The 18,014-nt window shown below is 71.2% G+C and carries 16 protein-coding genes; 10 read left to right on the top strand and 6 right to left on the bottom strand.

Going from position 1 to position 18,014, the window contains the following annotated elements:
* Positions 1–93: 93 nt before the first annotated feature.
* Positions 94–654 (bottom strand): RsmD family RNA methyltransferase, encoded by a 561-nt coding sequence (locus DEJ04_RS11055; protein WP_027465899.1) that lies wholly within the window; start codon positions 652–654, stop codon positions 94–96.
* Between the two features lie 97 nt (positions 655–751).
* Here DEJ04_RS11055 and DEJ04_RS11050 point away from each other — a divergent pair, with 97 nt between their 5' ends.
* The 7 genes from DEJ04_RS11050 (at position 752) to DEJ04_RS11020 (ending at position 9,985) form a co-directional block, all read left to right on the top strand.
* Positions 752–2,980 (top strand): ATP-dependent DNA helicase RecG, encoded by a 2,229-nt coding sequence (locus DEJ04_RS11050; protein WP_258371359.1) that lies wholly within the window; start codon positions 752–754, stop codon positions 2,978–2,980.
* A 37-nt stretch (positions 2,981–3,017) separates the two neighbouring features.
* Positions 3,018–3,503 carry a pantetheine-phosphate adenylyltransferase gene (gene coaD / locus DEJ04_RS11045; RefSeq protein WP_111047095.1) on the top strand — a complete coding sequence of 162 codons (486 nt, stop codon included), beginning with the start codon at positions 3,018–3,020 and terminating at the stop codon, positions 3,501–3,503.
* 151 nt (positions 3,504–3,654) lie between these two features.
* Positions 3,655–4,227 carry a DUF177 domain-containing protein gene (locus DEJ04_RS11040; RefSeq protein ID WP_071405664.1) on the top strand — a complete coding sequence of 191 codons (573 nt, stop codon included), beginning with the start codon at positions 3,655–3,657 and terminating at the stop codon, positions 4,225–4,227.
* A 55-nt stretch (positions 4,228–4,282) separates the two neighbouring features.
* The gene (rpmF, locus tag DEJ04_RS11035; protein ID WP_017888273.1) at positions 4,283–4,486 is read left to right on the top strand and encodes a 50S ribosomal protein L32; all 204 of its coding nucleotides are present in this window, start codon (positions 4,283–4,285) and stop codon (positions 4,484–4,486) included.
* A 13-nt stretch (positions 4,487–4,499) separates the two neighbouring features.
* Entirely contained in the window at positions 4,500–5,225 is a 726-nt protein-coding gene (gene rnc / locus DEJ04_RS11030) for a ribonuclease III (RefSeq protein WP_173034235.1), read from the top strand.
* A gap of 4 nt (positions 5,226–5,229) precedes the next feature.
* On the top strand, positions 5,230–6,201 hold the full coding sequence (gene mutM / locus DEJ04_RS11025) for a bifunctional DNA-formamidopyrimidine glycosylase/DNA-(apurinic or apyrimidinic site) lyase (RefSeq protein ID WP_111047094.1): 972 nt from the start codon (positions 5,230–5,232) through the stop codon (positions 6,199–6,201).
* A gap of 31 nt (positions 6,202–6,232) precedes the next feature.
* Positions 6,233–9,985: an AAA family ATPase gene (locus tag DEJ04_RS11020; protein ID WP_111047093.1), complete on the top strand. Its 3,753-nt coding sequence runs from the start codon at positions 6,233–6,235 to the stop codon at positions 9,983–9,985.
* A gap of 96 nt (positions 9,986–10,081) precedes the next feature.
* Here the strand turns inward: DEJ04_RS11020 and DEJ04_RS18425 are convergent, their stop codons facing one another.
* On the bottom strand, positions 10,082–10,240 hold the full coding sequence (locus tag DEJ04_RS18425) for a hypothetical protein (RefSeq protein WP_171907827.1): 159 nt from the start codon (positions 10,238–10,240) through the stop codon (positions 10,082–10,084).
* A gap of 106 nt (positions 10,241–10,346) precedes the next feature.
* Positions 10,347–11,216, bottom strand: coding sequence for a signal recognition particle-docking protein FtsY (gene ftsY, locus DEJ04_RS11015; protein ID WP_017888268.1), 870 nt, complete (start codon positions 11,214–11,216; stop codon positions 10,347–10,349).
* Positions 11,217–11,433: 217 nt separating this feature from the next.
* Here ftsY and DEJ04_RS11010 point away from each other — a divergent pair, with 217 nt between their 5' ends.
* Positions 11,434–12,459: a TerC family protein gene (locus DEJ04_RS11010; protein ID WP_110859106.1), complete on the top strand. Its 1,026-nt coding sequence runs from the start codon at positions 11,434–11,436 to the stop codon at positions 12,457–12,459.
* Positions 12,460–12,537: 78 nt separating this feature from the next.
* Here the strand turns inward: DEJ04_RS11010 and lipA are convergent, their stop codons facing one another.
* Positions 12,538–13,521 (bottom strand): lipoyl synthase, encoded by a 984-nt coding sequence (gene lipA, locus DEJ04_RS11005; protein ID WP_111029146.1) that lies wholly within the window; start codon positions 13,519–13,521, stop codon positions 12,538–12,540.
* On the bottom strand, positions 13,518–14,249 hold the full coding sequence (gene lipB / locus DEJ04_RS11000) for a lipoyl(octanoyl) transferase LipB (protein ID WP_111047092.1): 732 nt from the start codon (positions 14,247–14,249) through the stop codon (positions 13,518–13,520). Before lipB ends, lipA begins: the two co-directional genes overlap by 4 nt.
* Before the next feature lie 84 nt (positions 14,250–14,333).
* On the opposite strand from lipB, the gene DEJ04_RS10995 reads away from it, so the two are divergent.
* Positions 14,334–15,011 carry a hypothetical protein gene (locus DEJ04_RS10995; RefSeq protein WP_111047091.1) on the top strand — a complete coding sequence of 226 codons (678 nt, stop codon included), beginning with the start codon at positions 14,334–14,336 and terminating at the stop codon, positions 15,009–15,011.
* A 44-nt stretch (positions 15,012–15,055) separates the two neighbouring features.
* Positions 15,056–16,606: a signal recognition particle protein gene (gene ffh, locus DEJ04_RS10990; protein WP_027465889.1), complete on the top strand. Its 1,551-nt coding sequence runs from the start codon at positions 15,056–15,058 to the stop codon at positions 16,604–16,606.
* Between the two features lie 75 nt (positions 16,607–16,681).
* Here ffh and DEJ04_RS10985 read toward each other — a convergent pair whose 3' ends face one another.
* Complete coding sequence (locus DEJ04_RS10985; RefSeq protein WP_111029149.1) at positions 16,682–17,929, bottom strand: 26S protease regulatory subunit; 1,248 nt, start codon at positions 17,927–17,929, stop codon at positions 16,682–16,684.
* Positions 17,930–18,014 lie beyond the last annotated feature (85 nt).

Here is an 18,014-nt window from a genome sequence, read left to right as displayed (position 1 = left end):
CCGACCCGGTCGGGGGCACGACCGTGTGGCGACACAACACGCGTCGTTCGACAGGTGCACTGTCGCGGAGCGCGTGCACAAGCGCAGAGCGCCTCAGCCGGCGGCGACGGCCTCCCACGCGACGGTCTCGCCGTAGCTGCGCTTGCTGAACGGCGCGAGCCCCGCCGGCCAGGTGGGCTCGGGGGAGCGCTTGCTCCGCTCCACCACGACGACGGCATCCGGCGTCAGCTTCGGCGCCAGGGCCTCGAGCACCTCGGCGAGCTCGTGCTCCGTGACGTCGTAGGGCGGGTCGATGAACACCAGGTCGAAGGTGCGGACGGTCCCGCGCAGGTACCCGAGCACCGGTTGCGGCTGCACGTCGATCCGGACGCCCGGCACCCGCTGCTGCACGGCCTTCGCGTTCGCCCGGCAGGCCTGCGCGGCGGCGGACGCCCGGTCGACCAGGACGACCTCGGCCGCACCGCGGGACGCCGCCTCGAGCCCGAGCGCGCCCGTTCCCGCGTACAGGTCGGCCACCGACGTGGCCTCGACGAGCCCCCGTGCCTCGAGCGACGAGAACAGCGCCTCGCGCACGCGGTCGCTCGTCGGGCGGGTGCCGGACTTCGGCACCCGGAGCGTCAGGGAGCCGGCGGCGCCGGCGATGATGCGGGTCATGCAGCCACAGTATCGGCCCGACGGGTCCGGTCCGGCGTTCTCCACAGGCCGCTCGGGAGGCACGGGTGGGGTCGGTCGTGCCCGGTACCGTTGGAGCGTGGTCACCTCCGGAACCCCCGCTGCGCCGGCCGCGCCCGACCTCGGTCCGGCGCCGCTCGACGCGCGGCTCGCGAACGTGCTCGGCGGTCGGACGGCGACCGCGATCGAGAAGGCCTTCGGCTACCGCACGGTGGGGGAGTTCCTCGAGCACGCGCCCCGGCGCTACGCCGAGCGTGGGGCACTGACCGCCCTCGACTCGCTCGCGATCGGCGAACCCGTCACCATCGTGGCCGAGGTCGTCGACGTCCGTGAACGCACCATGCGCGCGCGCCGCGGCTCGATCCTCGAAGCGAAGATCGGCGACGGCAAGGGCCTGCTCACCCTCACGTTCTTCAACCAGGGGTGGCGCACGAAGGACCTCGTCCCCGGCGCCCGGGGCATCTTCTCCGGCAAGGTCAGCGACTACCGGGGTGCCCGGCAGCTCGCCCACCCCGACTACGAGCTGTTCGACCCCGACGACCCCCGCGCCACGGCGGAGCCCGGCTCCGACGAAGCGATCCGGTGGTCGCGCCAGCCGATCCCGATCTACCCGGCGACGGCCTCGCTCACCTCGTGGCAGATCGCGAAGTCCATCGGGATCGTCCTCGACACCCTGCCGGACCTGCCCGACCCGGTGCCGGCGTCCGCGCGGTCCCGGCTCGACCTCGCGCCGTTCCGCCGTGCCCTCGAGCTGCTGCACCGCCCCGAGAAGGTCGCGGACTTCAAGCGCGCGCAGGACGCCCTGCGCTACCGCGAGGCGTTCGTGCTGCAGACCGCCCTGGTGCAGCGTCGGATCGCGGCCCGTCGCACCGCGGCGACCCCGCGCGTGGCCACCCCCGGTGGCATCCTCGAGCGCTTCGACGCCACCCTGCCCTTCACGTTGACGGACGACCAGCGGGCCGTCGGTGCCGACATCGACCAGGACCTCGCCCGCACCTGGCCAATGCACCGGCTGATCCAGGGCGAGGTCGGGTCGGGCAAGACCCTCGTGGCGATCCGGGCGATGCTCACGGTGGCCGAGTCCGGCGGCCAGTCCGCGCTCATCGCCCCGACCGAGGTGCTGGCGGCCCAGCACCTGCGCTCCATCGTGAAGTTCCTCGGGCCGGACCTGGCCGCCGAGCTCCGACCGGTGATCCTGACCGGGTCGCAGTCCACCGACGAACGGCGCCGTGCCCTGCTCGCCGCCGCGTCGGGCAGCTCACGGCTGGTCGTCGGCACCCACGCGCTCCTGGGCGACCGGGTGGACTTCGCCGAGCTGGGGCTCGTGGTGGTCGACGAGCAGCACCGCTTCGGCGTCGAGCAGCGCGAGGCCCTCCGCACCAAGGGCACGACCCCGCCGCACGTGCTCGTGCTCACGGCCACGCCGATCCCACGCACCGTCGCCATGACGGTGTTCGGCGACCTCGACGTCTCGACCATCACGGGCATGCCGTCGGGGCGCGCCGGCGTCGAGACCTTCACGGTCCCGCTGGCGGAGCACCCCGGGTGGGAACCCCGGATCTGGTCCCGCATGGCCGAAGAACTGGCCAAGGGTCGCCAGGCGTTCGTCGTCTGCCCGGCCATCGACGACGCCCACACCGAGGACGACGGCGAGCCGGAGCCGGTCGAGGGCGAGGACGACGCCCCGAAGCGTGCCCCGGCGACCGTGCTCGCCACCGCCGAGCGGATGCGCACCATGCCCGTGCTCGAAGGGCGCTCGATCGCGGTCCTGCACGGCCGGATGACCGCCGACGAGAAGGACCGCGTGATGACGTCCTTCGCCGCCGGTGACCTCGACGTCGTCGTGGCCACGACCGTGATCGAGGTCGGCGTCGACGTCCCGAACGCGGCGATGATGGCGGTCCTCGACGCCGACCGGTTCGGTGTCTCGCAGCTCCACCAGCTGCGCGGTCGCATCGGCCGCGGGCAGTGGGCCGGTGTCTGCCTGCTCGTCACCACGGCCGAGCTCGAGACGACCTCGCGCGAGCGCGTGGACGCCGTGGCCGCCTCGGACGACGGGTTCGAGCTCGCCCGGGTCGACCTCGAGCTCCGGCGCGAGGGCGACGTCCTGGGTGAACGGCAGTCCGGTGGGCGGTCCTCGCTCAACCTGCTCCGGGTGGTCGAGCACGCCGACCTCATCGTCGACGCGCGCGGAGAAGCGGAGCGCGTGCTCGAACCCGATCCCGAGCTCGAGGGGTCCCCGGCCCTCCGTGACGCCCTCGCCCGGCGTCTCGACGAGTCCGACGCGGCGTTCCTCGGCAAGAACTGACCCGGAGCCCGACGGCCCGCGCGGTATCGTCGCTGCCATGGCGCAGATCGCGGTGGTCCCCGGTTCCTTCGACCCCGTCACCCTCGGGCACCTCGACGTCATCGGCCGCGCGGCCGGGCTCTTCGACGAGGTGCACGTCCTCGTGGTGCACAACCCCGACAAGAAGCCGGCCATGTTCGAGGCGGTCGACCGGGTTCGGCTCATCAAGGACTCGCTGGTCGAGGTCGGCGCGCCGGCGACGGTCACGGTCGGCGAGTGGACGTCCGGGCTGCTGGTCGACTACTGCCGGCAGGTCGGGGCGAAGGTCCTGGTGAAGGGCGTGCGGTCCGGCGAGGACGTCGCGTACGAGACTCCGATGGCCATCATGAACCGCCACCTGGCCGACGTCGAGACGGTGTTCCTGCTGCCCGAGGCGTCGCGGGCGCACGTGTCGAGCTCGCTGATCCGCCAGGTGTCGTCCCTCGGCGGTGACGTCACGCCCTACGTGCCGAAGACGGTCGCCGACGCGCTCGCCTCCCGCTGAGCACGCTCGCTGAGCACGCCCGCTGAGCGCGCCCGCCCAGTCCGGCCAGCCCGCCCAGCACGCACACTGCGCCCACCGCGTCCGGACACGCCTGTCGCCACCTCGACTCTCGGCCCCGATCGCGCTAGGCTTGTCGATCGTGTCTTCCCCCGTGAACAGCCCCTACGCCCTGCGCGTGCGCGACCTCGCGCACCGGCCGGGTGAGATGCGCGAGCACTCGCTCGACATCGAGGTGCCCGACGCGATGGGGGCCGGTCTGATCGGCGTCCGACAGGGTGCCGAACTGCACATCGACGTCAAACTCGAGGGCCTGCACGAGGGCGTCCTCGTGTCCGGACACGCTTCGGCCGACGCCACGGGGGAGTGCTCGCGCTGCCTCATCGACATCAGCGAACCGATCGAGGTCGATTTCGCCGAGCTGTTCGCGTATGATGCCTCGGAGGATTTCGACTTCTTCGTTCGCGATGACCACGTGGACACCGAACAGGTCGTTCGAGATGCGGTGGTGCTGTCGCTGCCGTTCCAGCCGGTCTGCCGACCGGACTGCCCAGGACTCGACCCGGTGACGGGCGAGCGTCTGGCCGACCTCGGCGAGCAGCCCGCTCGTCAGGTGCTGGATCCTCGCTGGGCAGCGCTCAGCGCGATCGAGCTCGACGACAGCACCGACGGTGACACCACCGCACCGAAGACCACCGAGGGCGAGGAGCGGGCCGAGACCGAGTAGGTCCCGACACCGCCAGCCCCCGTACCGACCACCGACCAACCGAAAGAGATTCACCATGGCCGTTCCCAAGCGCAAGCAGTCCCGTGCGAACACGCACGCCCGTCGTTCGCAGTGGAAGGCCACGCCGATCCAGCTCGTGAAGACGATCGAGAACGGTCAGGTCACCTACAGCCTCCCGCACCGCGCGAAGGTCGTCGAGGACTCGGCCGGCACGCCCCTGTACATGGAGTACAAGGGCCGCAAGGTCGCCGACGTCTGATCGGACCGAACGCATGACGACAACGTCCGGCGCTGCGGGGTCTCGCCCCGCGGGGCCGGACGTCGTTCGTCTGCAGGGCATCCTCGGGGCCGACATCGACCTCGAGCTGCTCCAGCTCGCCCTGACGCACCGCTCCTACGCCTACGAGCACGGGGGCATCAAGCACAACGAGCGCCTCGAGTTCCTCGGGGACTCGATCCTCGGCCAGGCCGTGACCGTGAAGCTCTACCGGTCGTTCCCCGACCTCGACGAGGGTGACCTCGCCAAGCGTCGAGCGAGCCTGGTGTCGACCGTGGCGCTGGCCGAGATCGCCCGGATGATCGGGCTCGGCCGCTACCTGCGCCTCGGCAAGGGCGAGGAACAGACCGGCGGCCGAGACAAGTCGTCGATCCTGGCCGACACCGTCGAAGCCGTCATCGGCGCGACGTACCTGTCGGCCGGTCCCGACCCGGCGACCGAGCTCGTGCTCCGCCTGGTCGAACCGCTCATGATCGACCCGGACCGCTTCGGCGCCGCGATGGACCCGAAGACGAGCCTGCAGGAGCTCGCCTCGAGCCGCTCGCTCGGCAACCCGGCGTACCGCGTCACCGAGACCGGCCCGGACCACGACAAGACCTTCATGGCGACGGTCGTCCTGCAGGGCGAGGACATCGCCACCGGCACCGGGTCGAGCAAGAAGGCCGCCGAGATGGCCGCTGCGCTCGACGCCTGGACCCGGTTGTCCGGCCGAGCGGCCTGACCGCGTGCCCGAACTCCCCGAGGTCGAGGTCGTCCGCGCCGGCCTCGAACCCGCCGTCAGCGGCGCGCGGGTCCTGCACGTCGACGTGGTCGACGACCGTGCCCTCACCCGGCACGACGGCCCCGCCGAGGACTTCGCCGACCGACTGACCGGTCGCACGATCGCCGCTGCCGTCCGCCGGGGCAAGTTCCTCTGGATGCCGCTGCAGCCCGAGCGCGACGGGGACCGCCCCGAGGCACTCGTCGCCCACCTCGGCATGAGCGGGCAGATCCTGCTCGGCCGTGGTCGACCGGCGGCCAAGCACCGGCGCATCCTCATCGACGTGCAGCCCGCGGGCACCGACCGCTCGGGTGCGGCGGAGCCCCCGGTGGAACTCGAGTTCGTCGACCAGCGCACGTTCGGCTCGATGGCGATCGACGCGATGGTGCCGACGATCGACGGTGCTCCCGCCGGGTTCGGCGGGCAGGTCGACGCGATCGACCCTGATGCCGTGTGGCGCCGCTGGGTGCCCGGGCAGGTGTCGCACATCGCCCGTGACCCGCTCGACCCCGCGTTCGACGACGACCGGTTCACCGCGATGGCGCGGAAGCGTTCGAGCGGCATCAAGCGGGTGCTGCTCGACCAGGGCGTCGTGAGCGGCATCGGCAACATCTACGCCGACGAGTCGCTCTGGGCCGCGAAGCTGCACTACGACCGCGCCGCCGACCGCCTCACCCGTGCCGACCTGCGTCGGCTGCTCGACGAGGTCCGTGCCATCCTGCGCCGGGCGCTCGAGGACGGCGGCACGAGCTTCGACGCCCAGTACGTCAACGTCAACGGGCAGTCCGGGTACTTCTCGCAGCGCCTGAACGTCTACGGGCAGCATGGGAAGCCGTGTCCACGCTGCGGCACGACGATCGTGCGCGAGGCCTTCATGAACCGGTCGAGCCACATCTGCCCCGTGTGCCAACCCCGTCCCCGCGCCCGCACGCGTTAGCCTGACGCCAACCAGAGCATCCGGAGACCGCATGTACTTGAAGAGCCTGACCATCAAGGGGTTCAAGTCCTTCGCGCAGCCGACGACGTTCGCGTTCGAGCCGGGCGTGACGTGCATCGTCGGCCCGAACGGCTCCGGCAAGTCGAACGTGGTGGACGCCCTGGCCTGGGTGATGGGGGAGCAGGGGGCGAAGACCCTGCGCGGCGGCAAGATGGAGGACGTCATCTTCGCCGGCACCTCGACCCGCGGCCCGCTCGGTCGGGCCCAGGTGCTGCTGACCATCGACAACAGCGACGGCCTGCTGCCGATCGAGTACTCCGAGGTGACGATCGCGCGCACGCTGTTCCGCAACGGTGGCAGCGAGTACGCCATCAACGGCGAGAACTGCCGCCTGCTCGACGTGCAGGAGCTGCTGAGCGACACCGGCCTCGGCCGTGAGATGCACGTCATCGTCGGGCAGGGGCAGCTCGACAAGGTGCTGCACGCCACCCCGGAGGACCGCCGCGGCTTCATCGAGGAGGCCGCGGGGATCCTGAAGCACCGTCGCCGCAAGGAGAAGACCCTCCGCAAGCTCGACGCGATGCAGACGAACCTGACCCGCCTGTCCGACCTGGCCGGTGAGATCCGGCGGCAGCTGAAGCCCCTCGGGCGCCAGGCCGAGGTCGCGCGCAAGGCCCAGTCGGTCGCCGCGGTCTTCCGCGACGCCAAGGCCCGAATCCTGGCCGACGACGTGGTGCGCCTGCGCCGCGAGCTGCACGACCACCAGGAGGTCGAGGCGGGCCGCAAGTCCGAGCGCATCGTCCTGACCGAGCGGCTCGACCAGACCCGGGTGCGCCAGCAGCACGTCGAGCAGAGCATGGTCGGCGACGACGTCGACCGCGCCCGCACCGTGGTGCACCGGCTCGAGAGCGTGCAGGAGCGCCTCCGCGGCCTGTCGAGCCTGGCGAACCAGCGCCTGATGTTCCTCGCGCAGCAGGCCGACGCCCCGCAGCAGGGGCCCACCGTCACCCAGGAGCAGGTCGCCGGGGTCCGTGCCGAGGCCGACCGTCTCGCCGCCCGCGCCGACGAGATGCAGGGCGGCTCGGCGACGACCGCCCGCGCGGTGCAGGACGCACGCGCCGCGCTGGACGCCCTCGACGAACGCATCGCCGCCCAGTCAGCCCGGGTCTCGCAGCACGACCTCGAGGCGCAGCGGCTCGCCAGCGCCGTCGACGTCGCCCGGTCGAAGCGCGGTTCCGCCGTCGCCGACCGCGAGCGGCGGGAGCGGGCTCTGGCCGAGGCCGGGGAGCGTGCCGAGCGTGCCGCGGCGGCCCTCGCCGAACTCGGTGTCGACCCGTCCGAGGGCGTCGACGAGTCCGCGCTCGCGCAGACCCTGGAGCAGGCGCGCGCCGAGCTCGAACGGGCCCAGACCACGCGCGACGAGCAGCGCGACCGCCTCCACACCCTCGAACGCGAGCGGGACGCCCTCGACGCCCGGGTCGCCGCACTCGGCATGTCGATCGAGGTCCGCGACGGTTCGCAGGCCGTGATCGACGCCGGTCGCGCGGGCATCGTCGGTCGCCTGGCCGACAGCCTGACGGTCTCGCCCGGGTTCGAGGCCGCGATCGCCACCGCGCTCGAGGGACTCGCCGACGCCGTCCTCGCGGACGACCGCGGTGCAGCGCTCGACGCCGTCGACCACGCCCGCGCTGCTGACCTCGGCCGGATCGACGTCGTCGTCGCGGATGCCGCAGCCGTCACCACCGCCCTGCCCGAGACCCTGCCGACCGGCGTCCGCCGTGCCACGGACCTGGTGCAGGGACCGCCGGCGCTCGCGTCGATCCTGCGGGACACGCTGGTCGCGGAGACCGACGACCTCGACCTGGAGGCGGTGCTCACGGCCGCCCCGCACGCCACGGTGGTCATGCGGTCCGGCGACCTCGTCCGTGCGGTCCGCGTGACCGGCGGCGGGGAGCGCGTGACCTCGCGCATCGAGCTCGTCGCGGAGCGCGACGACGCCGTGACGCGCCGCGACGCGATCGCGACCGACGCCGAGGACGCGGCCACGGGCCTCCAGGCCGCACGCAGTGCCGTCGAGGACGCACGCCGCAGTGCGGACGAGGCCGACGCAGCTTCCCGCGCGTACACGCGGGCGAAGGCCGAGTACGACCGCACGAGTGCGTCGACGCGGGCGAAGGCGGAGAACGCCGCGGCCGAGGTCGAACGGCTGCGTGCCGCGCTGGCCGAGACCGACGGCGCCGTCGAGACCGCCGAGGCGGTGCTGGCCGAGGCCGAGTCGGCGCACCGGGCCTTCACCGAGCAGGAGCGTCCCGTGGTCGACGCGTCTGAGCGTCCCGCGCTGCAGGACGCGCTCGAAGCCGCACGTGCGGCCGAGGTCGAGCAGCGGATCCAGGTCGAGACCGTGCGCGAGCGGGTGCGCGCCGAACGGAACCGCGCCGACCAGCTCGAACGCCAGCTCGAGGCGGAGCGCGCCGCCGCCGAGGAGGCCGCCCGGCTCGCCGTCATCCGACGCGGCCAGATCCGGACCGCGGAAGCCGTGCTCGCCGACCTGCCCGGGGTGCTCGGTGCGGTCGACCGTTCGCTGGCCGAAGCGCGGGTGCAGCTGGCGACGGAGGAAGCCGAGCGGTCGAAGCGCAACACCGAGCTGCAGACGATCCGCAACGAGGAGCGCGAACTCCGCGACCGCCTGCAGACGATCACCGACGGCGTGCACTCGCTCGAGATGGAGATCTACGAGAAGAAGCTGCACGTGTCAGGCGTCCTCGACCGGGCGCAGAGCGAGCTCGGGCTGACGGAAGCAGTGCTGGTGGCCGAGTACGGGCCGCACGTCCCCGTGCCGGTCGACGTGCTCGTGGACCCGCGGGTGCGCGCGCGGAAGCACCGCGAGGCGGAGCGCGCAGCGGCGGCTGCCGCGGCCGAAGCCGCGGGCGTGACCGAGCCGGACCGCGCGGACACCGACACGGACGCGCATGCAGACGAAGACGCCGAGACGAGCACCGACGACCTGGCCCTCGTCAACGCCGAGTCCACGCTGCCCGGCGGCCCGGCCCTGCCCGAGTTCGACACGTCCGACGAGGTCGACCCGGCCGACGTCGAGACCGTGCCCTACGTCCGTGCCGAGCAGGAGCGCCGACTCAAGGCCGCCGAGCGCGACCTCGGACAGCTCGGCAAGGTGAACCCGCTCGCGCTCGAGGAGTTCCAGGCGCTCGAGCAGCGGCACGCGTTCCTCGCCGAGCAGCTCGAGGACCTGCAGAAGACCCGGACGGACCTGCTGACGATCATCGACGAGCTCGACACGAAGATGCAGACGATCTTCGAGTCCGCGTTCAACGACACGAAGGAAGCGTTCGACGTCATCTTCCCGATCCTGTTCCCGGGCGGCTCGGGGTCGATCAACCTGACCGACCCGACCGACCTGCTCGGCACCGGGATCGACGTGCAGGTGAAGCCCGCCGGCAAGAAGATCGACCGCCTGACCCTGCTGTCCGGCGGCGAGCGGTCCCTGGCGGCGGTGGCGCTCCTCGTCGCGATCTTCACCGCTCGGCCGTCGCCGTTCTACATCATGGACGAGGTCGAGGCGGCACTCGACGACGCCAACCTCGGCCGCCTGCTGACCGTGTTCGAGCGGCTCCGCGAGTCGTCCCAGCTCATCGTCATCACGCACCAGAAGCGGACGATGGAGATCGCCGACGCCCTGTACGGGGTGTCGATGCGGCAGGACGGCGTCTCCGCGGTCGTCGGGCAGCGGGTGCAGAAGCGCGAGCCGGCGGACGCGGTCGCCTAGGCGCCCTGGTCGCGACCACGACAGACGGGAGGCGCGGTGCCAGCTGGCACCGCGCCTCCCGTTCTGTCAGGTGCGTCCGGACAGGACGCCGGGTCGCTACGCGCGACCGCGGATCGTCCGGAGCAGCCAGCCGATGACCGCCAGCAGGATGAGCACGATGCCCACCCAGAGCAGGAACTTCAGCGCACCGACGAAGATGCCGCTGAAGAGCAGGACGAGGCCGACGATGATCGCGATGATCAGCAGTGCGGGCATGAGGGTCTCCTATCCCTGGAACGAGACCGAGCAGATGCCCGGACCGTCAGGGACGCTACTCCTCGGCGTGCCGACGCGTTCGCTCAGCCGACGAGATCGCGTTCGCTCAGCCGACGAGGTTCTGCACGAACACGTGCGGGGTGAAGCCCGTGAGGTCGTTGATGCCCTCGCCCTGCCCGATGAGCTTGATCGGGATGCCGGTCTTCTCCTGCACGCTCAGCACGAACCCGGCCTTGGCCGAGCCGTCGAGCTTCGTGATGACGAGGCCGGTCACACCGGCGCCCTCGATGAAGGCCTGGGCCTGTGCGAGGCCGTTCTGGCCCGTCGTCGCGTCGAGGACGAGCAGGACCTCGCTGATCTCGGTCTGCTTCTCGACCACGCGCTTGATCTTGGTGAGTTCGTCCATCAGGCCGGCCTTGGTGTGCAGGCGCCCGGCGGTGTCGATGACGACGATCTCGGTCTGGTCGCGGATCGCCTTCTCAACGGTCTGGTACGCCACCGACGCCGGGTCCTGCCCGGGCTGCGACGGACGGACGACGTCGACCCCGGCGCGCTGGGCCCAGGTGGCGACCTGCTCGACCGCCGCGGCGCGGAACGTGTCCGCCGCGCCGACGAGGACCGTGCGGTCGTACGTCTTCAGGAACTTGGCGAACTTGCCGATCGTCGTGGTCTTGCCGACGCCGTTCACCCCGACGACGAGCACCACGGCGGGCCGCGCGCTGAGCTTCAGGGTGGTGTCGAGCTTGGAGAGCCGTTCCTCGAGGACCTCGCGGAGCATGCGCTGCAGGTCGGCGGGGTCGGTCGTGCCGTACCGGTCGACGCGGGCGTGCAGGTCCTCGATGATCTCCTCGGAGATGTCGGGCCCGAAGTCGGCGCCGATGAGGGCGGTCTCGAGGTCCTCCCACGTGGTCTCGTCGATCGTCTTGCGCTGGAAGAGGCCGCGCAGCCGTGTGGACAGTGACCAAGAACTCGCCATGCTCCCAGCTTAGAGCGCGGCACATGTCCGCTGTGCCCGGTATGCTCGGGATCACGAAGGGGAGTATTCCCTCTCGGTGACCCCGTCAGTACGGTCCGGAACGATCCGGCCCCGGGGCGCCGGTCGTGCGACACCGGTTCCGGTGCCGAGCGACGGAAGAGACCTTCAGGCCTCGGCGTACCCGCACAGCAGCGGCACGCCCTACCTGAAGGAAACCGTGGACGTCCCACTCTTCGTCTGGCTCATCACGATCGCCGGCATCCTCGCGCTGCTGGTGTTCGACTTCTACTCGCACGTCCGCACGCCGCACGTGCCCCACATCCGCGAATCCGCGTTCTGGTCGGCCTTCTACATCGGGCTGGCGATCCTGTTCGGCATCGGGATCCTGGTGTTCGGCGGCGGACAGGCCGGTGGCGAGTACTTCGCCGGCTGGCTGACCGAGAAGGCGTTGTCGGTCGACAACCTCTTCGTCTTCCTCATCATCATGTCGAGCTTCGCCGTGCCGAAGGAGTTCCAGCAGAAGGTCCTGCTGGTCGGCGTCGCGATCGCGCTCGTCGCCCGCGGCGTCTTCATCGCCCTCGGCGTCACGATCATCGAGAACTTCTCGTGGGTCTTCTACCTGTTCGGTGCGCTGCTGTTCTGGCTCGCCTGGTCGCAGGCCCGCAGCGGCAACGACCACGGCAGCGAGGGTGAATCCCGGCTCATCCGGATCCTCAAGCGCATCATCCCGACCTCGGACCACTACGACGGCGACCGCCTGACCACCCGCGTCGACGGCAAGCGGCTGTTCACCCCGATGCTGCTCGTCATGGTCGCCATCGGCCTGACCGACGTGCTCTTCGCGCTCGACTCGATCCCCGCGATCTTCGGGCTGACGCAGGACGCCTTCATCGTGTTCACCGCGAACGCGTTCTCGCTGCTCGGCCTCCGGCAGCTGTACTTCCTGATCGCCGGCCTGCTCGAGCGCCTCATCTACCTGGGTCAGGGCCTGGCCGTCATCCTGGCGTTCATCGGTGTGAAGCTCGTCTTCCACGCCATGCACGTCAACGAGCTGCCCTTCATCAACGGTGGCGAGCACATCGAGTGGGCGCCGGAGATCCCGATCTGGTTCTCGCTGGGCTTCATCGCGCTGACGATCGCCGTCGCCACCACTGCGTCGCTGGTGGTCTCGAAGCGCCGGCAGGAGCGCGGGCTCACCCCGACCGGCCAGCCGAAGGAGTCGGTCGAGGCCGACGCGAAGTAGTCGTCACCACCTGACGGACAGGAGGCGCGGTGCCAGCTGGCACCGCGCCTCCCGTCTGTCCGGGTGTCGTCCGGAGCGTCAGACGGCCTGGCGACCAGGGGTCGCGTCGAGCAGGTGGGCCAGGTGCTCGGGAACCGAGCCGCCGCGGGCCACCGTCGCCCGCGCCCAGAGCCGGCCCGCCCGGTACGACGACCGGACCAGCGGTCCGGCGAGCACTCCGGCGAAGCCCATCTGCTCGGCGACCTGGCGGAGCTCGACGAACTCCTCCGGCTTGACCCAGCGCGCGACCGGCAGGTGCCGGGGCGACGGGCGGAGGTACTGCGTCAGCGTGATGATGTCCGTGCCCGCGTCGAACAGGCGCTGCAGGGCGTCCTCGATCTCGATGCGCTCTTCGCCCATGCCGAGGATCAGGTTCGACTTCGTGACGAGTCCGGCGTCGCGGCCCTGGGTGATGACGTCCAGGGAGCGTTCGAACGTGAACGCCGGCCGGATCCGCTTGAAGATCCGCGGGACGGTCTCGACGTTGTGGGCGAAGACCTCGGGACGGGCGTCGAACACCGGGCCGAGCTGGTCCGGTCGCCCGTTGAAGTCCGGCACCAGGATCTCGACGCCGGTGCCGGGGGAGTGTTCGTGGATCGCCCGGATGGTCTCGGCGTAGAGCCAGGAGCCGCCGTCGGGCAGGTCGTCGCGGGCGACGCCGGTCACGGTCGCGTACCGCAGCCCCATCTCCGCCACGGAGTCCGCGACCCGGCGGGGCTCGTCGCGGTCGAGCGGTTCCGGCTTGCCGGTGTCGATCTGGCAGAAGTCGCAGCGACGGGTGCACTGCGAGCCGCCGATCAGGAAGGTGGCCTCGCGGTCTTCCCAGCACTCGAAGATGTTCGGGCAGCCGGCCTCCTGGCAGACGGTGTGCAGCTGCTTGTCGCGCACCAGGCTCGACAGCTCGCGGAACTCCGGGCCCTGCGTGGCACGGGTCTTGATCCACGCGGGCTTCGTCTCGATCGGGGTCTCGGCGTTCCGGGCCTCGACCCGGAGCATGCGGCGGCCTTCGGGGGCGAGGGTCATACGAGGGTCTCCTGTCGGGCGGGCGCAGTACTGGTGCTCGTGCTGGTGCTGGGGGTCGTCGTGCTGATCCGGTGGCCGCTGTGCATGCCGTCGACGGCCTGTTGGACGCCGTGCGCGACCAGGGGTGCGAGGTCGTCGACGGTCACGGGAGCGAGCCCCACGTGCGCCGCCGCGGCGCTCAGCGTCGTGACCCCGGCGTCCGCGATGCCGCACGGGACGATCGCGGCGTAGGCGTCGAGGGCGTTGTCGCAGTTGATCGCGATGCCGTGGCTCGTCACGCCCTCGGCGACGTGCAGGCCGATCGCGCCGACCTTGGCGGCGGGGGACGCGTCCGTGCCCGGCACCCAGGCGCCGCTGCGACCCGCGACCCGTTCGGCGTGCACCCCGACTGCGGCCGCGGCGTCGATGACGACCTGCTCCAGGTCGCGCACCCAGGCGACGACGTCGAGGGGTTCGGCGAGCCCGACGATCGGGTAGGCGACCAGTTGCCCCGGCCCGTGCCAGGTGATGCGTCCGCCACGGTCGGTGTCGATGACCGGGGCGCCGTTCGTCGGCAGGTCGGACGGTTCGGTGCGGCGTCCGGCGGTGTACACGGACGGGTGCTCGCAGAGGACGAGGGCCCCGGGGGAGCGGCCGGCGACGACGTCGGCGTGCAGGTCCCGCTGCAGGGCCAGGCCGTCCGCGTAGTCGAGCAGGCCGTGGTGGCGGACGATCTCGAGTTCCGGCATGCGGCGAGCGTACGACAGTTTCTGGACGGCGTCCAACAACCAGGTGCTTGACCTCAACAATGGTTGAGATGGTCCGATGAGGACATGGACATCCGACAGGTACAGCTCGCCACCCGCTCGCTCGCCGACACCGCCCGCTTCTACGAACGACTGGGGTGTCCGGTCGAGATCGTCGACGCCACGGTGCGCGTCGTGGTGGGGTCGTCGCTCCTCGTGTTCCGCGAACTGCCGGAGATGACCGGAGCCCTGCACCTGGCGATCACGATCCCCACGGGGACGTTCGACGCGGGCAAGGCCTGGATCGCCGGGCTGACGATGGTGCTCGGTACGGACGACCAGGACGAGTTCGAGGGGCCGCCGAACTGGAACTCGCGGTCGGTCTACTTCGAGGGGCCCGACGAGCAGCTCCTCGAGCTCATCGAGCGGCGGGACCTCGAGTCGGGCGCCCGGCGCGCCGGCGACGGTTCCGGCACCGGCACCGGCGCCGTCGTCCCGCTCGTCTCCGTCAGCGAGGTCGGCGTCCCTGTTCCCGACGTCCTCGGCGCCGTCGAGGCCCTGCGACGCGCCGGTCTCGAGCCGTACGCCAACCCGCCGGGGGAGTCGTTCGCGGCGGTCGGCGACGTGGACGGCCTCGTGATCCTGGTGTCGCCCGACCGGCGCTGGTTCCCGACCGGTGACCGGAGCCCGTCGAGTGCGCCGGTGGTCATCGACGTGGGGCTCGGGGCGCCGCTCGAGCTGACCGAGGGTGTCCTCCTGCGGTGAACGGGCCGGTGTCGTCGGCGGGAGCCTTGTAGAATCGACGGATCATGGCGCAATTCGGTTCACTCTCCGATCGGCTGACCGAGACCTTCCGCAATCTGCGGAGCAAGGGTCGGCTGACTCCGTCCGACGTCGACGGCACCGTCCGCGAGATCCGGCGGGCGCTCCTCGACGCCGACGTCGCGCTCGAGGTCGTCAAGGCGTTCACCGCATCGGTGCGCGAGCGTGCCCTCTCCGACGAGGTCAACCGCGCGCTCAACCCGGCGCAGCAGGTCGTCCAGATCGTCAACGAGGAACTCGTCGGCATCCTGGGCGGGCAGCAGCGACGGCTCGAGTTCGCGAAGAAGCCGCCGACGGTCATCATGCTCGCGGGTCTGCAGGGTGCCGGTAAGACCACCCTCGCGGGCAAGCTCGGCAAGTGGCTCAAGAAGGACGGCCACACCCCGATGCTCGTCGCGGCGGACCTCCAGCGTCCGAACGCCGTGCAGCAGCTGCAGGTCGTCGGCGAGCAGGCCGGCGTGCACGTCTTCGCGCCCGAGCCCGGCAACGGTGTCGGCGACCCGGTCAAGGTCGCCAAGAACGCCATCAAGGCCGCGATCGACCAGCAGTACGACACCGTCATCGTCGACACCGCCGGTCGACTCGGTGTCGACGCCGAGCTGATGAAGCAGGCCGCGAACATCCGCAAGGCCGTCGACCCGGACGAGGTCCTGTTCGTCATCGACGCGATGATCGGTCAGGACGCCGTCAACACGGCCCGTGCCTTCCAGGAAGGCGTCGACTTCACCGGTGTCGTGCTCTCCAAGCTCGACGGTGACGCACGCGGTGGTGCCGCCCTGTCGGTGGCCAGTGTGACCGGCCGCCCGATCATGTTCGCGTCGACGGGTGAGTCGCTCGACGACTTCGAGCCGTTCCACCCGGACCGCATGGCGAGCCGCATCCTCGACCTCGGCGACATCCTGTCCCTCATCGAGCAGGCGCAGGGCGCCTTCGACGAGGAAGAGGCGCGCAAGGTCGCGGACAAGATCGCAACCGACAACTTCACGCTGAACGACTTCCTGCAGCAGATGCAGCAGCTCCGCAAGGCCGGCTCCATCAAGGGCATGCTCGGCATGCTCCCCGGAGCCAAGGGCATGCGCGAGGCGCTCGACAACTTCGACGAGCGCGAGATCGTCCGCACCGAGGCGATCATCCAGTCGATGACGCCCCAGGAGCGCGAGCTCCCGAAGCTCCTGAACGGTTCGCGCCGTCTGCGCATCGCGCGCGGTGCCGGATCGACGGTCACCGAGGTCAACGCGCTGGTCAACCGCTTCGAGCAGGCCGCCAAGATGATGAAGACCGTCGCCCGCGGTGGCGTGCCGCAGATGCCGGGCATGGGTCCGATCCCGGGCATGCACGGCGGCAAGAAGCAGCAGCAGGGCGGCAAGAAGAAGTCGAAGGTGGGCAACCCCGCCAAGCGCGCGGCCTTGGCTGCCGGCGCGGCGGCTGCGCCGCAGCAGGCCCCGCAGGGGTCCGGCCTCGGCCTCGGCGGCGCCAAGGGCGGCAAGGCACCGACCGAGGAAGAGCTCGCGTCGCTGCAGAAGTTCCTGGGTCGCTAGTCGCGACTCGCGATCCCGACCACCTGACGGACAGGAGGCCCGGTGCCAGCTGGCACCGGGCCTCCCGTCCGTCACTCAGCGCTTGGACTTCTTGAGGTACGCCCGCAGGTCGGCGTACGTCCCGTCGTCCTCGCCGAACAGGACGACGCTCCGCGCCGTCTCGAGCCAGGCGCTCGTGGAGGGCCGGACCTCACCCAGGGCGGCGAGCAGATCCGGCATCCCGATGAGCCGTGCAGTGCCCGTCGTGATGCTGTCCATGAGTGCGTGCTCGGCGGCGACCTCGCACACGTAGGCGATGTCCGCACCGGAGAAGCCCTCGGTCCGCTTGGCGAGCGCTGCGGCGTCGATGCCCTCGACCGGTCGGTCGCGGAGGTGCCCGCGGAAGATCGCTTCGCGTGCCGGGACGTCCGGCGGCAGGACGAGCACCGTCCGGTCCAGCCGACCCGGACGACGGAGCGCGGGGTCGACGTCCCACGGCTGGTTCGTCGCAGCCAGCACGAACACGCCCTCGTTCCCGCCGTCGACGCCGTCGAGTTCGGTGAGCAGCTGGTTCACCATCCCGCGCACGTGCGAGCTGCGGGTCTGGCTCCGTCGCTGGCCGAGCGCGTCGACCTCGTCGAAGAACACCACGCATGGAGCCGCGGCGCGTGCGGCCTCGAAGACCGCCCTGATGTTCTGCTCGCTCGCGCCGAGGTAGGGGTCGAGGACGTCGGTGATGGAGACGCTCATGAAGCGTGCGCCGAGCTCGCCGGCGACAGCCCGGGCGATGAACGTCTTCCCGCACCCCGGAGGGCCGTACAGCAGCAGACCGCCGCGGAGGCTCTTGCCGTACAACGCCCGGAGCTCGGGGTTCGCGAGCGGGGCGAGGAACGCGACGGTGAGCCGCTGCTTGACGGCCTCCATCCCGCCCACGTCCGCAAACCGGACCTCCGACGGCTCGACCGAGAACGCCGACGGCAGGTCCGGGTCGGGAGCCGAGTCCTCGACGAAGGACGGTTCGACGATGTGCTCGACCTGCTGTTCCGCGGCGTGCCAGTCGAAGTCGGACGGCGCACCAGCGGCGGGAGCGTCGGTCGGCGCGTCCGCGGGGAGTGCCGTGGCGGCACCCGGGCGCAGCACCGCCAGCATGAGCGCGCCCGCCGCGGCGTCGGTCGGCGCGATGGCGAGTGCGGCTGCCGCTTCGGCGGTCGCCTCAGCCGGACGTCCGGCTTCGAGGAGCAGACGACCGAGGTGGACACGCAGTGCGACGTCGTGGGGTGCGCTGTCGACCGCGCGTCGGAGCGCGCCGATCACCGGGTCGTCGTGGACCGGGTCGTCGTTCATCGGGAGTCCTCTCGGAGCGGTCGGTTCGGTGGTGTCGCGCGACGCGGCGTCAGGCCAGGCGCAGTTCGGTCGCGAGGGCGAGCTC

Origin of the sequence: Curtobacterium sp. MCLR17_044 (genome assembly GCF_003234435.1) — a bacterium.
Taxonomy (GTDB): domain Bacteria; phylum Actinomycetota; class Actinomycetes; order Actinomycetales; family Microbacteriaceae; genus Curtobacterium; species Curtobacterium flaccumfaciens.
Note: the sequence above shows the minus strand (reverse complement) of the source record. Positions and strands in the feature narration are given on the sequence as shown.